A 15,011-nucleotide genomic window follows, 5' to 3' on the forward strand; every position below is an offset into this window, starting at 1 on the left:
CCTGCGCGCTCGCCGGGTCGATCGTGCTCGAGTCGATCACGGTCGCGCCCGCGCCGAGCCCGGCGAGCACGCCGTTCTCGCCAGACAGCACCGAGCGCACGTGCGGTGCGGCCGGCAGCATCGTGATGACGAACGTCGCGCCCGATGCCGCATCGCGCGGCGACGCAGCCACCTGTGCGCCGGCATCCTGCAGCGCGCGCAATGCGTCGGCGCTCAGGTCGAACGCGTGCACTTCGTGGCCGGCTTTCAGCAGGTTCAGCGCCATCGGCGCGCCCATGTGGCCGAGGCCGATAAATCCGATTTTCATGTTCGTGTCCTCCGTCGCTCAGTGCAGCCGGATCGTCGTATTCACCGGGCCGGCCGTCGTATCGTCGTCGAACCAGCGTGCGGTGACCGTCTTGGTCTGCGTGTAGAACTGCACGACCTGCTTGCCGTACGGGCCGAGATCGCCGAGCTTCGAGCCGCGCGAGCCCGTGAAGCTGAAGAACGGCACGGGCACCGGGATCGGGATGTTGATGCCGACCTGGCCGATGTCGATCTCGCTCTGGAACTTGCGTGCGGCCGCGCCGCTCTGCGTGAACAGGCCCACGCCGTTGCCGAACGGGTTCGCGTTGACGAGCGCGATCGCTTCGTCGAGCGTGTCGGCTTCCATCACGACCAGCACGGGGCCGAAGATTTCATGCGTATAGACCGACATGCCGGTCTTCACGCCCGAGAAGATCGTCGGGCCGACGAAATTGCCGTGCTCGTAGCCGGTCACCTTCACGTCGCGGCCATCGAGTTCGAGCTTCGCGCCTTCCTTCACGCCCGCGTCGATCAGCGACAGGATGCGCTCCTTCGCGGCCTTCGACACGACCGGCCCGACGTCCGTGCCGGCTTCCGCGCCCGCATTGACCTTCAGCGCCTTCGCCTTCGCAACGATGTCCGGCAGCCAGTCGCGCGCGTTGCCGACGAGCACCGCGACCGACGTCGCCATGCAGCGCTGGCCGGCCGCGCCGAAGCCCGCACCGACGAGCGCGTTGATCGCCTGCTCGCGGTTCGCGTCGGGCAGCACGACTGCGTGGTTCTTCGCGCCCATCATCGACTGCACGCGCTTGCCGTGCGCGCTGCCGAGGTTGTACACGTGCGTGCCGACCGCCGTCGAACCGACGAACGAGATCGCCTTCACGAGCGGATGCGTGCAGATCGCATCGACGACTTCCTTGCCGCCGTGCACGACGTTCAGGACGCCTTTCGGTACGCCGGCCTCGACCGCGAGCTCGACGAGCTCCATCGTCGACAGCGGGTCCTGCTCCGACGGCTTCAGCACGAACGTGTTGCCGCAGACGATCGCCATCGGGAACATCCACAGCGGAATCATCGCGGGAAAATTGAACGGCGTGATGCCCGCGCACACGCCGAGCGGCTGGCGCAGCGTGTAGGTATCCACCCCGCCCGCGACGTTCTCCGCGAATTCGCCGAGCTGCAGCGACCCGATCGAGCACGCGTGCTCGACCACTTCGAGGCCGCGGAAGATGTCGCCTTCGGCATCGGGAATCGTCTTGCCCTGCTCGGCCGTCAGCGTCTTCGCGATGCGCTGCTGGTTCGTGCGCACGAGATCCTGGAACTTCAGCATGATGCGCATGCGCGCGGCGATCGGCGTGTTCTTCCACGTCGCGTAGGCGGTGTGCGCGGCCTGCACGGCCGCGTCGACTTCCGCGACGGTCGCGAACGGCACGCGCGCGAGCACCTGTTGCGTCGCCGGGTTGACGATGTCGCGCCACTCGTTCGTGGCGGACTCGACGAAGGCGCCGTCGATCAGCAGCTTGACCGTCGGCACGTCTTTCGAAATCGCGTTCATCGATCCTCTCTCCTGGCAGAGGGCCGCGAAGCGCGTTATCGCCGCGCGGCCGGTTCAATTCGGCTGCGGGCGGCGGCCGCGGAATGCGGCGCGCGCGGCCCGCGGTCACGTCACTTCAATTCAGCAGCGAAATCTTCTTCCCAGTATTCGCCGGGCATCCGTTCACTTGCGTCGTCGCCGCGCTCGATCTCGCGGCGGCGCAATTCGACGCGGCGGATCTTCCCCGAAATCGTCTTCGGCAGCTCCGCGAACTGCAGGCGGCGAATGCGCTTGTACGGCGCGAGCTTCTCGCGCGAGAAACGGAAGATTTCCAGCGCGAGTTCGGGGCTTTCCTCGTAGCCCTGCCGCAGCGTGATGAAGGTCTTCGGCACCGACAGCCGCACGGGGTCGGGGCTCGGTACGACGGCCGCCTCGGCGATCGCCGGATGCTCGATCAGCACGCTTTCGAGTTCGAACGGGCTCAGCCGGTAGTCGGACGACTTGAACACGTCGTCCGCGCGGCCGATGTACACGTAGTAACCGTCGTCGCGGCGCATCGCGATGTCCGACGTGCGGTAGTGGCCGTCGCGCATCGCGTAGGCCGTCGCGTCGGGGTTGTTCGCATAGCCGGTCATCAGCCCGACCGGGCGCGTGACGTCGGCGCCGATCGGCAGCGCGACTTCGCCTTCGGTCACGGGCGCGCCGTCCGGGTCGAGCAGCTCGATCCGGTAGCCGGGCAGCGGCCGGCCCATCGAACCCGCGACGACCGGCTGGCCCGGCGAGTTGCCGATCAGGCAGGTCGTTTCGGTCTGGCCGTAGCCGTCGCGAATCGCGATGCCCCACGCCTTCTTCACGCGCTCGATGATCTCGGGATTCAGCGGCTCGCCCGCGCCGACGATCTCGCGCAGCTTCACGTCGAACGACGCGAGCGGCTGCTGCACCAGCATGCGCCACACGGTCGGCGGCGCACACAGCGTCGTCACCTGGTATTTGACGAGCGCATCGAGCACCACCTTCGGCTCGAAGCGTGCGTAGTTGAACGCGAACACGCACGCCTGCGCATTCCACGGCGCGAAGAAGCAGCTCCACGCGTGCTTCGCCCAGCCCGGCGAGCTGATGTTCCAGTGGATGTCGCCCGGCTGCAGGCCGACCCAGTACATCGTCGACAGATGGCCGACGGGATAGGTGCGGTGCGTATGCTCGACGAGCTTGGGCTTCGACGTCGTGCCCGACGTGAAGTACAGCAGCATCGCTTCGTTCGACTGCGTGACGGCGTCGGGCTCGAATTCGGCGCTCGCCGCATAGCCGTCGTTCATCGCGAGCCAGCCCGCGCGCGGCGCGCCGGCGACGATCTTCTGCGCGAGGCCGAGATCCGGCTGTTCGAATTTGGCGGTTTCGTTTTCGTCGACGATCGCGTATTTCGCGCCGCCGATCTGCACGCGATCGCGCACGTCGTCGGGAGACAGTTGCGTGGTGGCGGGCAGCACGATCGCGCCGAGCTTCATCGCGGCAAGCATCGCGTCCCACAGCTCGACACGGTTCGGCAGCATCAGCAGGATCCGGTCGCCGCGCACGACGCCGATCGAACGCAGCCAGTTCGCGATCCGCGACGAACGCTCGGACATCTGCGCGAACGAATACGGATCGCCCGTGCCGGTCGCCGCGTCGACGATCCACAACGCGGGCTGGTCGTTGCCGCGCGCCATCGGGTCGAAGTAGTCGAGCGCCCAGTTGAACGCATCGAGCACCGGCCATTCGAACTCGCGGTAAGCGGTGTCGTAGTCGGTGCGGTGGCGCAGCAGAAAGTCGCGTGCGTTCAGGAATGCCTGTACCGTCATCGTGTCGTCTCCTGTCGGTGAGAGTTAGTGCTTTAGCACTTACTCTCACCCCATGCCTCGTGCGGTCGGTGAGAGTTAGTGCTTTAGCACTTACTCTCACCCCATGCCCTGGCAAGTCTCCATGCGTCGAACCGGGCATGTGCTGCAGCCCATGCCCGGTCGCCTCTGTTGCGGCGCACGGTCACGTCATTGTGTGCCGCGTTCGCCGCGCTGCCCTCGTGCCCTGCTTGATGTTTCGACCGGGGCAACCGCCGCGGCTCAAAGCTGCCGCGCGATCACCATCCGCTGCACTTCGCTGGTGCCTTCGTAAATCTGCGTGATGCGCGCGTCGCGATAGTGACGCTCGACTTCGTAATCGACCAGGTAGCCGTAGCCGCCGTGGATCTGGATCGCGTCCGAACACACGCGCTCGGCCATCTCCGATGCGAACAGCTTCGCCTGCGACGCTTCCGACAGGCACGGCAGCCCGGCCGTGCGCAGCTTCGCCGCGTGATGCACGAGCAGGCGCGCGGCATTGATCTGCACGGCCATGTCGGCAAGCTTCTGCTGGATCGCCTGATGCTCGGCGATCGGCTTGCCGAACTGCACGCGCTCGCCCGCATAGCGGCGCGCCTTGTCGAACGCGGCGCGCGCGATGCCGAGCGCCTGCGCGGCGATGCCGATGCGGCCGCCTTCGAGATTCGACAGCGCGATCTTCAGCCCTTCGCCGCGATTGCCGAGCAGGTTCTCTTCCGGAATCGCGCAGTTCTCGAACGTGATCGGGCACGTATCCGACGCGCGGATGCCCATCTTCTTCTCGGGCTTGCCGACGATGAAGCCCGGCGTGTCGGTCGGCACCAGGAACGCGGAAATGCCGCGCTTGCCGGCTTCCGGGTCGGTCATGGCAAAAACGATCGCGACGCCGGCGCGCTGGCCGTTGGTCACGAACTGCTTCGCGCCGTTCAGCACCCATTTACCGTCGCGCAGTTCCGCACGCGTGCGCAGGTTGTTCGCCTCGGAGCCGGCATGCGGCTCGGTCAGGCAGAACGCGCCGATCACGCGGCCGGCCGCCATGTCGGCCAGCCAGCGATCCTTCTGCGCCGGCGTGCCGAAGCCGAGGATCGGCCCGCAGCCGACCGAGTTGTGCACGCTCATCATCGTCGCGCACGCGGCGTCGCCGGCGGCGACCTCTTCCATCGCCAGCGCATAGGCCACGTAGTCCGTATACGAGCCACCCAGCTCCTGCGGCACGATCATCCCGAGCAGGCCGAGTTCGCCGAGCTGCGCGACGATCGCGTCGGGCAGGTGCGCATCGTGGTCCCATTGCGCCGAACTCGGCGCCAGCATCTCGGTGGCGAACGCGCGCGCGGCATCGCGGATCATCCGCTGGTCTTCGGTGTAAAGCTCGTCCATGGTGCTGCTGTCTCCCGCGGCCGCCGGGCGCGACCGTCCTTGCGTTTCGATGCAACAAGTGTAGGCAAGCAGGCGCGACTGTTCGATGCTCGCGTCGCTCATTTACACTGAGCGTTTTTGCCACACCGGCGGCACGGATGAAGCAGGAAGACAAGGGAACCGTCGCGATCAGCCTCGTCGCTTACAGCGTCGCGCTCGCGACCCGGCGCGGCGTCGCCGCCGAGCCGCTGCTCGCGCAGGCCGGCATCGCGCCCGCGCTGCTCGGGCAGCCGCGCGCACGGGTATCCGCGCAGCAATACGGCGCGCTGTGGAACGCGATCGCGCGCACGCTCGACGACGAGTTTTTCGGGCAGGATCGCCACCCGATGCGCAGCGGCAGCTTCATCGCGATGAGCCAGGCGGCGCTGTCCGCGCGCGACGGCCTGCATGCGATGGCGCGCGCGGTGAATTTCATGCACTGCGTGCTCGACGACCTGCACGCTGAGCTCGACGCGAACCCGCAGCGCGTGCGGCGGTGCCCCGCCGGGCCGGCTCCGGGCCCTTTTCGACGCTTTTCGCGCCGTTCCACTGAGTTATCGGACGAACAGTTATACTTGTCCGCTACATCATCCCCGCTACCGCCACGCGCTTCCCGACCGCACCAGATCTCTATGCGAATGAAATTGAAGAACATCGGCCTGATTGCCGCGGGCCTCGCCACGGGCGTGTTCGCCACGCTGCAGGTTTCCGCATCGGCCGAGCAGACCGCCACGGCGCCGCTTCCCCTCGACCAGCTCCGCCTGTTCGCGGAAGTTTTCGGACAGATCAAGCGCGAGTACGTCGAACCGGTCGACGACAAGAAGCTGCTGACGGCCGCGATCAAGGGCATGGTGTCGAGCCTCGACCCGCACTCGTCGTTCCTCGACAAGACCGACTATGACGAGCTGCAGGAGCAGACGAAGGGCCGCTTCGCGGGTCTCGGCATCGAGATCTCGCAGGAAGACGGCCTCGTCAAGGTGATCTCGCCGATCGAGGACACGCCCGCGTTCCGCGCCGGCATCCGTCCGGGCGACCTGATCACCCGCATCAACGACAAGCCGGTGCGCGGCATGACGCTCGACAAGGCCGTCAAGCAGATGCGTGGCGAGCCGGGCACCAAGGTCACGCTGACGATCTTCCGCAAGAGCGACGACCGCACGTTCCCGGTCACGGTCACGCGCGCGATCATCAAGGTCCAGAGCGTGAAGATGAAGATCCTCGATCCGGGCTACGCGTATGTCCGCATCACGAGCTTCCAGGAGCGCACGACGCCCGATCTCGCCCAGAAGCTGCAGGACATCGCGCGCCAGCAGCCGAACCTGAAGGGCCTCGTCCTCGACCTGCGCAACAACGGCGGCGGCCTGCTGCAGAGCGCGGTCGGCGTGGCCGGCGCGTTCCTGCCGCCCGACTCCGTCGTCGTGTCGACCAACGGCCAGATCGCCGATTCGAAGCAGGTCTACCGCGATACGTACGACAACTATCGCCTGCCGTCCTTCGACGGCGATCCGCTGAAGAACCTGCCGCCGGTCTTCAAGACCGTGCCGATGATCGTGCTGACGAACGCCTATTCGGCGTCCGCGTCGGAAATCGTCGCCGGTGCGCTGCAGGATTCGAAGCGCGCGCAGATCATGGGCAAGACGACGTTCGGCAAGGGTTCGGTGCAGACGGTCCGTCCGATGACGGCCGACACCGCACTGCGCCTGACCACCGCGTACTACTACACGCCGAGCGGCCGTTCGATCCAGAACAAGGGCATCACGCCGGACGTGCCGGTCGATCAGTACGCGGACGGCGATCCGGACGACGTGCTCGTAACGCGCGAAGTCGACTACTCGAACCACCTTGCGAACACGCAGGATCCGAACGAGAAGAAGGAACAGGAAGACCGCGAGCAGCGCCGCATGGATCAGCTGCGCATTCTCGAAGAGCAGAACGACAAGAAGACGCCGGAGCAGCGCCAGAAGGATCGCGATCGCAAGCCGATCGAGTTCGGCAGCGCCGACGACTTCATGATGCAGCAGGCGCTCAACAAGCTCGAAGGCAAGCCGGTCCAGGAATCGAAGTCGCTGCTCGCCGAGAGCACGACCAAGAGCCCGGCCGGCAAGGCTACGACCTCGAAGGCATCGGGCGCAAGCGCGAAGCCGGCAGCCGCACCGAAGCCCGCGTCGGCGCCGCAGTAAGCGCCGGCCGGCATCCGACGGGCCATCGCGGGAAGACCGCGATGGCCCGTTTTTCATGCGCGCCTAAAATAACGACACATACGCCGCCTCGCCACGACTCCCCATGAACGACGATCAACTCCTTCGCTACTCCCGTCACATCCTCGTCGACGAAATCGGCATCGAGGCGCAGCAGCGTTTTCTCGATGCGCATGCGATCGTCGTCGGCGCGGGTGGCCTAGGCTCGCCCGCCGCGATGTATCTCGCGGCATCGGGCGTCGGCACGATCACGCTCGTCGACGCCGACACCGTCGACCTCACGAACCTGCAGCGGCAGATCCTGCACGTGACGGCATCGGTCGGCCGCCACAAGGTCGAATCGGGGCGCGACGCGCTCGCACAGCTGAACCCCGAGGTGAAGGTGAACGCGGTCGCGGAGCGTGTCGACGATGCATGGCTCGACGCGCACGTGCCGCATGCGACCGTCGTGCTCGACTGCACCGACAACTTCGCGACGCGGCATGCGATCAATCGCGCGTGCGTCGCGCACGGCGTGCCGCTCGTATCGGGCGCCGCGCTGCGCTTCGACGGCCAGATCAGCACGTTCGATTTCCGCGACCCGGCCGCGCCCTGCTATGCGTGCGTGTTCCCGGAAGACCAGCCGTTCGAGGAAGTCGCGTGCGCGACGATGGGCGTGTTCGCGCCGACGGTCGGGATCATCGGCGCGATGCAGGCCGCCGAGGCGCTGCGCGTGATCGGCGAAATCGGCAAGACGCTCAACGGCCGGCTGATGATGCTCGATTCGCTGCGGATGGAATGGACGACGATGAAAATCGCGCGCCAGGCCAACTGCCCCGTGTGCGGGGGCCGGCACTGACGCGCGACGGGCATGCGCCTGTCGGCGCGTGCCTGGTGACACTTCGCTAAGGTTTTAGCGGCGACGCAGGCGCATCAAGCAGCCGCGTCCGCGCGCGGCTCCGCGACCGACAGGCGCTGCAGCGCGGCCTGCACTTCCTCCGGCTCGAACGCGGCAAGCACGTCGGCCGTCGGCTTTTCGAGCGCCTTCAGGTGCGCACGCAGGATCTCCTGCTTCACGACGAGCAGCTGGCTCGGGTGCATCGAGAACTCGGTGAGCCCCATCCCGAGCAACAGGCGCGTGAGCGCCGGATCGCCGGCCATTTCCCCGCACACCGACACGGACACGCCCGCGCGCTTCGCTTCGCGCAGCGTATAGGCGATCAGGTGCAGCACGGCCGGATGCAGCGGGTCGTACAGGTGCGCGACCGCGTTGTCCGCGCGGTCGATCGCGAGCGTGTACTGGATCAGGTCGTTCGTGCCGATCGACAGGAAATCGAACCGCTTCAGGAACAGCGGCAGCGCGATCGCCGCGGCCGGGATCTCGATCATCGCACCGAGGCGCACGTTCGGGTCGTACGCGAGCCCCGCGTCGTCGAGCTGGCGCTTCGCCTCGCGGATCAGGTCGAGCGTCTGGTCGATCTCCTGCGCGTGCGCGAGCATCGGGATCAGGATCTTCACCTGGCCGAACGCGGACGCGCGCAGGATCGCCCGCAGCTGCGTGAGGAACATCTGCGGCTCGGACAGGCTCCAGCGGATCGCGCGCAGGCCGAGCGCCGGGTTCGGCGCCGTCTCGTAGCCTTCGTCGAGCGCCTCGAGCGGCTTGTCCGCGCCGACGTCGATCGTGCGGATCGTCACGGGCATGCCCTTCATCCACTCGACCGCCCGCTTGTACGCGGCGAACTGCTCCTCCTCTTCCGGCATCTCCTTCTGATGCATGAACAGGAACTCGGAACGGAACAGCCCGACGCCGACCGCGCCGGCCTCGACGGCCGCCTTCGCGTCGTCGGGCAGCTCGATGTTCGCGTACAGCTCGATCTTGGTGCCGCACAACGTTTGCGTCGGCGAGAACTTCAAACGCTGCAGCTTGCGTTGCTCCAGCAGCTTCTCGGACTGCCGGTACGAATATTCCTCGAGGACGATCGGCGCCGGATCGACGATCACGATGCCCTGGTCGCCGTCGACGATGATCAGGTCGTCCTGGCGGATCAGCGCGCTCGCATGCTGCACGCCGACCGCGGCCGGAATGCCGAGGCTGCGCGCGACGATCGCCGTGTGCGACGTACGCCCGCCGAGGTCGGTGACGAACGCCTGGAACGACTGCGACTTGAACTGCATCATGTCGGCCGGCGCGATGTCGTGCGCGACGACGATCATCTCGTTCGTGCCGTTCTTGGCCGCGCGATCCAGTGCCTGCGACGCGGACGGCGCACCCGCGAGCGCCTTCAGCACGCGCTCGACCACCTGCTCGATGTCGGCCTTGCGCTCGCGCAGGTATTCGTCCTCGATGTCGTCGAAATGGCGCGTGAGCAGCTCGAGCTGCTCGGTCAGCGCCCACTCGACGTTGTAGCGACGCGTGCGGATCAGGTCGATGGTTTCCTGTACGAGCATCTCGTCGCTCAGGATCATCGCGTGGACGTCGATGAATGCGCCGACTTCGCTCGGCGTGTCGTCGGTCAGGTCGGCGCGCAGCGCTTCGAGTTCGTGATGCACGACCTCGAGCGCCGTGCGGAAGCGCTCGACCTCCGCATCGATCTGGTTTGCCTCGACCAGGTAATGGGCGACGTCGAGCGCCGCCGGCGCGATCAGATACGCTCGCCCGATCGCGATACCACGTGAGACGGGAATGCCATGCAGCGTGAAGGACACGCGCACCTCCTCTGTACAAGTAAAGCCGCGGCACACTGCTGCGATGCGCTTATGACCCCGGTTAGCGATTATAAATTCCGCGACTCCCCGCTGACTGCATGCACCGCAGCATTGCGCATTCCGCATCAATGCTTCCGACGAAAAAAATGCCGCGGAATCCGCGGCATTCTGACTGGAAACGGCAACGATCCCGCGTGCGGATCACTGGCCTTCGCCGAACTTGTCGGCGATCAGCTTCAGTAGCGCGTCCATCGCTTCCTGCTCGTCGGACCCTTCGGTCTCGATCGTCACGGTGCTGCCGATGCCCGCCGCCAGCATCATCACGCCCATGATGCTCTTCGCATTGATCTTGCGCCCGTTGCGCGTCATCCAGACTTCCGACTGGAAGTTGCCGGCCAGTTGCGTAAGCTTGGCCGATGCGCGCGCATGGAGCCCCAATTTGTTGACGATGGTGGTTTCTTGTTGAAGCATGATTCTCGGTCGGGTCGGTCGGGGCCGCCGGCGGCGCGCGTCGGCGGTGCTATCTAAAACGGAAAACGGGAAATCAGTGCGACTCGGTGCGCGGCTGCGGTTCGGGCGGAATCGGCGCGCACTGGCCGCAGCCGGTTTCCGTCGGCGGCGGCGGCGTACCGGCCGACACCTCGTGGACGCCCTTCGCGCCGCCGGACAGCGCCTTGTCGACCAGCTTGTCGAGCGGCACGGTGCGGTAGCAGACGGCCCGCACGAGCATCGGCAGGTTCACGCCCGCGAGCACGCGCACGTTGTCGATCTTGGCCAGCTGGCCCGCGATGTTCGCGGGCGTCGCGCCGTACATGTCGGTCAGCACGACCACGCCGTTCTCTTCCTTGAGCCGTGCGAGTTCCGCGTGCGCGAACGCCATCACCTGGGTCGGATCGCTGTCCGCCGTCACGTCGATACAGCCGATGCGGGCGGGCACGCCGCCATAGATGTGCGCGATGCAGTCCCGCAGCGCGGTGGCGAGCGGGGCGTGCGCGATGATCAGGATCCCGGCCATGTCAGATCGCTCCCGGCCGCCCCTGGCGGGCCGACACCCCGCGGCGGGGCAATGAGCGTAGCGAGTGTGGGAAACGTTCCATGTTCAGCCTTGCAACAGTTTCGGCCCGACCGCCGGGCCTTTGGTGCGCGATCGCGGCACCGGGCAAGCGGGCATTGTAGCAGGCCGGTCGAACTGCTCCGGCGACGGGGGACCTGCGCGGCCGCCGCCGGGGTTGCGCGGGAAAGCGGCCTACGCGGCCGCACGCTCCAGCGCGTCGATGAACATCGCGGCGACGTCGAAGCCCGTCTGCTCCATGATCTCGCGGAAGCACGTCGGGCTCGTGACGTTCACCTCGGTCAGCCAGTCGCCGATCGCATCGAGGCCGACCAGCAGCAACCCGCGGGCCGCAAGCACGGGCCCGAGCGTTTCGGCGATCTCGCGATCGCGCGCGGTCAGCGGCTGCGCAACGCCGAGCCCGCCCGCTGCCAGATTGCCGCGCACTTCGCTGCCCTGCGGAATCCGGGCGAGCGAAAACGGCACCGGCTCGCCGCCGATCAGCAGGATGCGCTTGTCGCCGGCCTTGATCTCGGGGATGAATTTCTGCGCCATCACCGAACGCGTGCCGTCGTGGCTCAGCATCTCGATGATCGAACCGAGGTTCATGCCGTCCGGCTTCACGCGGAACACGCCCATCCCGCCCATCCCGTCGAGCGGTTTCAGGATCACGTCGCCGTGCTCGGCATGGAATGCGCGCAGCCGTTTCGCGTCGCGCGTGACGAGCGTCGGCGCGACGAACTGCGGAAACTCGCCGATCGCGAGCTTTTCCGAATGGTCGCGGATCGACTGCGCCTTGTTGAACACGCGCGCGCCGGCACGCTCGGCCAGCTCCAGCAGCCAGGTCGACGTCACGTATTCCATGTCGAACGGCGGATCCTTGCGCATCAGCACCGCGCCGAACGATTCGAGGCGGCGCGCGTCGACCGGCCCGGCCTCGTACCACGTCTCGCGATGCAGGTCGTCCGGGTCGCCGACGAACGTGATGCGGCGCACGTCGGCCTCGACGGCCGAACCCGTCCACGCGAGGTGGTTCGGCTCGCACGCGTACACCGCATGCCCGCGCCGCGCCGCCTCGGCCATCATCGCGTAGGTCGAATCCTTGTAGATCTTGAAGCGCTCGAGCGGGTCGGCGATAAAGAGAATGTCCATGAGGTCCTGTACTTGGCGAAGGTCCGTTACACCTGGATGGCTTCGGGATCGGTCTTTTCCAGTTCGATCGACGACGCGATCAGCGACAGCCGCGCGACGACGCCGTACATGTAGAAACGGTTCGGCGGCGCGGCACCCGGCTTCGCGCCGGCATCCGGCAGCGCGGTGTGCTCGAAGCCGAGCGGCACGTAGTGCATGCCGGGCGCGTTCAGGTTCTGGTCGCGCTCGCGGCCGGCGTGCGTGCGGTAGAAGCCGCCGACCACGTAACGGTCGATCATGTACACGACGGGCTCGGCGACTTCGTCGCCGACGCGCTCGAACGTATACACGCCTTCCTGCACGATCACGTCGCGCACCGCGAGGCCGGCCTTCGATTCGGCCATCTGCGCGCGCTCGGCCTTCGACATGCGACCGATCTCGGCCGCGTCGTGCACGGTCATCACGCCGCGCCCCGCCGTGCCCGCGTCGGCCTTCACGACGACGTACGGCTTCTCGCTGATCCCGTATTCGCGGTACTTGCGCGCGATCTTCTTCAGCACGCCGTCGATCGCGTCGGCGAGCGCCTGCTCGCCTTCATGCGCCTGCCAGTCGACGCCTTCCACGTGCGCGAAATACGGATTCACCATCCACGGATCGACACCGACCATCTTCGCGAACTTCTTCGCGACGTCGTCGTAGCACGAGAAGTGCGTCGACTTGCGGCGCACGGCCCAGCCTGCGTGCAGCGGCGGCAGCAGGTATTGCTCGTGCAGGTTTTCCAGCACGGCCGGGATGCCGGCCGACAGGTCGTTGTTCAGCAGGATCGAGCACGGATCGAAATTCTTCAGGCCGAGGCGGCGCTGCGAACGCTCGAGCGGCTCGAGCACGATCTTCTGGCCGTCGGCCAGCGTGATCGGCGTTATGTCGGTGATGCTCGGGTCGAGCGAGCCGAAGCGCACGTTCAGGCCGGCCTGGCGCATGATCGTCGCGAGCCGTGCGACGTTTTCGAGGTAGAACGCGTTGCGGGTCGGCAGCTCGGGAATCACGAGCAGGTTCTTCGCGTCCGGGCAGATCTTCTCGATCGCGGCCATCGCAGCCTGCACGGCGAGCGGCAGCACTTCGGACGGCAGATTGTTGAATGCGCCGGGAAACAGGTTCGCGTCGACGGGCGCCAGCTTGAAGCCGGCGTTGCGCAGGTCCACCGAACAATAGAACGGCGGGGTATGTTCCTGCCATTCGAGCCTGAACCAGCGTTCGATCGCAGGCGTCGCGTCGAGGATCTTCTGCTCGAGTTCGAGCAGCGGACCGTTCAACGCCGTAACGAGGTGGGGAACCATGAATCACTCGCGAGCGGGAGAATGAAGATTGTAGAGCAATTGCCCTGCCCATTTGGGGATTGTTCCCGGCTTCGCAAGGGTTTGGAGGAAGTTTTCGGCTATTGACCCGATAGCGCGAAGGGTTATGCGCTACGGCAGTGGGTGACAGGAGAAAAAAAGCCCGCCGGGTGGGCGGGCCGAAGTCGCTGCGCTCATTCATGGCGGGCGCCGTCGTCGCGGCGGCCCGCCGGTCATCCTTGTGACTTATTCGACATGCTCGCCGTGCAGGACCACGTCGAGGCCTTCGCGCTCTTCCTCTTCCGACACGCGCAGACCGATCGTCAGGTCGATCAGCTTCAGCAGCACGAAGCTCAGCACGCCGCTGTAGACCAGCGTGATCAGCACGCCCTTGGCCTGCAGCAGCAGGCTGCCGTCGGCGCCGCCGATGTCCTTGACCGCGAACACGCCCGTCAGCAGTGCGCCGAGAATCCCGCCCACGCCGTGCACGCCGAACGCGTCGAGCGAATCGTCGTAGCCGAGCTTCGACTTGAGCCACGTCGCCGACCAGAAGCACACGACGCCAGCCGCGATGCCGATCACGAGTGCGCCCGTCACGCCGACGAAGCCGGCCGCCGGCGTGATCGCGACCAGACCCGCGACCGCACCCGACACGATGCCGAGCACCGACGGCTTGCCGTGCGAGATCCACTCGGCGAACATCCAGCCGAGCGCCGCGCAGGCCGTCGCGACTTGCGTCGTCAGCATCGCGAAGCCGGCACGGCCGTCGGCCGCGACCGCGGAACCCGCGTTGAAGCCGAACCAGCCGACCCACAGCATCGAACCGCCGATCATCGTCAGCACGAGGTTGTGCGGCGCCATCGATTCACGACCGAAGCCGATGCGCTTGCCGAGCATCAGGCACGACACGAGGCCCGCGATACCGGCGTTGATGTGCACGACGGTGCCGCCCGCGAAGTCGAGCACGCCATCCGACGACAGCCAGCCGGTCGGCTCCCACACCATGTGCGCGATCGGCACATAGACGATCAGCGACCAGAGCGTCATGAACACGAGCATCGCCGAGAACTTCATCCGGTCGGCGAACGCGCCGCAGATCAGGGCCGGCGTGATGATCGCGAACGTCATCTGGTAGACGAAGTAGACCGACTCCGGAATCGTCGTCGCCAGGTGGCTGACGGTCAGCGTCGTCGCCTTGTCGCCCTTGACGTAGGTCATCCCATGCAGGAACGCACGCGACAGGCCGCCGATGAAGCCGTTGCCCGGCGTGAACGCGAGGCTGTAGCCGACCACCGTCCACAGCACCGTGATCACCGCGGTGATCGCGAAGCTCTGCATCACGGTCGCGAGCACGTTCTTCTTGCGGACCATGCCGGCGTAGAACAGCGCGAGGCCGGGGATCGTCATGAACAGCACGAGCGCGGTGGAGGTCAGCATCCACGCGGTGTCGCCCGCACTGATCTTCGACGAATCAACCGAGAACGGCTCGGTCGGCGCGGCCGGTGCGGCCGGGGCCGAAGCGGCAGTGGCGGCCGACGCGTCGGT

General features: G+C 66.6%; 12 protein-coding genes and 1 pseudogene. 3 read left to right on the top strand and 10 right to left on the bottom strand.

Annotated elements, in window-relative coordinates; all coding sequences use genetic code 11:
• The 4 genes from G3N93_RS19975 to G3N93_RS19990 all read right to left on the bottom strand — a co-directional run.
• Positions 1 to 307: NAD(P)-dependent oxidoreductase (locus G3N93_RS19975; RefSeq protein ID WP_206133777.1), on the bottom strand; the 307-nt coding region annotated here is incomplete at its 3' end.
• An 18-nt stretch (positions 308 to 325) separates the two neighbouring features.
• The gene (locus tag G3N93_RS19980; RefSeq protein ID WP_174936782.1) at positions 326 to 1,840 is read right to left on the bottom strand and encodes a CoA-acylating methylmalonate-semialdehyde dehydrogenase; all 1,515 of its coding nucleotides are present in this window, start codon (positions 1,838 to 1,840) and stop codon (positions 326 to 328) included.
• 110 nt (positions 1,841 to 1,950) lie between these two features.
• Positions 1,951 to 3,657, bottom strand: a complete 1,707-nt coding sequence (locus G3N93_RS19985; protein WP_174936780.1) for an AMP-binding protein — start codon at positions 3,655 to 3,657, stop codon at positions 1,951 to 1,953.
• Positions 3,658 to 3,915: 258 nt separating this feature from the next.
• Positions 3,916 to 5,049, bottom strand: coding sequence for an acyl-CoA dehydrogenase family protein (locus G3N93_RS19990; protein ID WP_174936778.1), 1,134 nt, complete (start codon positions 5,047 to 5,049; stop codon positions 3,916 to 3,918).
• Between the two features lie 137 nt (positions 5,050 to 5,186).
• Between G3N93_RS19990 and G3N93_RS41630 the strand changes: the two are divergent.
• From G3N93_RS41630 to G3N93_RS20000, 3 genes and pseudogenes are all read left to right on the top strand, one after another.
• A pseudogene (locus tag G3N93_RS41630) lies at positions 5,187 to 5,543 on the top strand (AraC family transcriptional regulator ligand-binding domain-containing protein); the annotation flags it as partial.
• Between the two features lie 156 nt (positions 5,544 to 5,699).
• A complete protein-coding gene (locus tag G3N93_RS19995) occupies positions 5,700 to 7,247 on the top strand; it encodes a S41 family peptidase (RefSeq protein ID WP_241026617.1) in 1,548 nt (515 codons plus the stop codon).
• A 103-nt stretch (positions 7,248 to 7,350) separates the two neighbouring features.
• Positions 7,351 to 8,103 (top strand): molybdopterin-synthase adenylyltransferase MoeB, encoded by a 753-nt coding sequence (locus G3N93_RS20000; RefSeq protein WP_206133779.1) that lies wholly within the window; start codon positions 7,351 to 7,353, stop codon positions 8,101 to 8,103.
• A gap of 74 nt (positions 8,104 to 8,177) precedes the next feature.
• Here G3N93_RS20000 and ptsP read toward each other — a convergent pair whose 3' ends face one another.
• From ptsP to G3N93_RS20030, 6 genes are all read right to left on the bottom strand, one after another.
• Positions 8,178 to 9,950, bottom strand: a complete 1,773-nt coding sequence (gene ptsP, locus G3N93_RS20005; protein WP_174948095.1) for a phosphoenolpyruvate--protein phosphotransferase — start codon at positions 9,948 to 9,950, stop codon at positions 8,178 to 8,180.
• 201 nt (positions 9,951 to 10,151) lie between these two features.
• Positions 10,152 to 10,421 (bottom strand): HPr family phosphocarrier protein, encoded by a 270-nt coding sequence (locus tag G3N93_RS20010; protein WP_011353292.1) that lies wholly within the window; start codon positions 10,419 to 10,421, stop codon positions 10,152 to 10,154.
• A 73-nt stretch (positions 10,422 to 10,494) separates the two neighbouring features.
• Positions 10,495 to 10,965 (bottom strand): PTS sugar transporter subunit IIA, encoded by a 471-nt coding sequence (locus tag G3N93_RS20015; RefSeq protein WP_011353293.1) that lies wholly within the window; start codon positions 10,963 to 10,965, stop codon positions 10,495 to 10,497.
• 231 nt (positions 10,966 to 11,196) lie between these two features.
• The gene (gshB, locus tag G3N93_RS20020) at positions 11,197 to 12,153 is read right to left on the bottom strand and encodes a glutathione synthase (RefSeq protein ID WP_011353294.1); all 957 of its coding nucleotides are present in this window, start codon (positions 12,151 to 12,153) and stop codon (positions 11,197 to 11,199) included.
• 26 nt (positions 12,154 to 12,179) lie between these two features.
• A complete protein-coding gene (gene gshA, locus G3N93_RS20025) occupies positions 12,180 to 13,469 on the bottom strand; it encodes a glutamate--cysteine ligase (protein WP_206133780.1) in 1,290 nt (429 codons plus the stop codon).
• A gap of 243 nt (positions 13,470 to 13,712) precedes the next feature.
• Positions 13,713 to 15,011 (bottom strand): ammonium transporter (locus tag G3N93_RS20030; protein ID WP_241026616.1); only part of this gene is annotated, 1,299 nt, incomplete at its 5' end.

It is taken from the genome of Burkholderia sp. Se-20378 (genome assembly GCF_017104665.1).
Lineage (GTDB): Bacteria > Pseudomonadota > Gammaproteobacteria > Burkholderiales > Burkholderiaceae > Burkholderia > Burkholderia lata.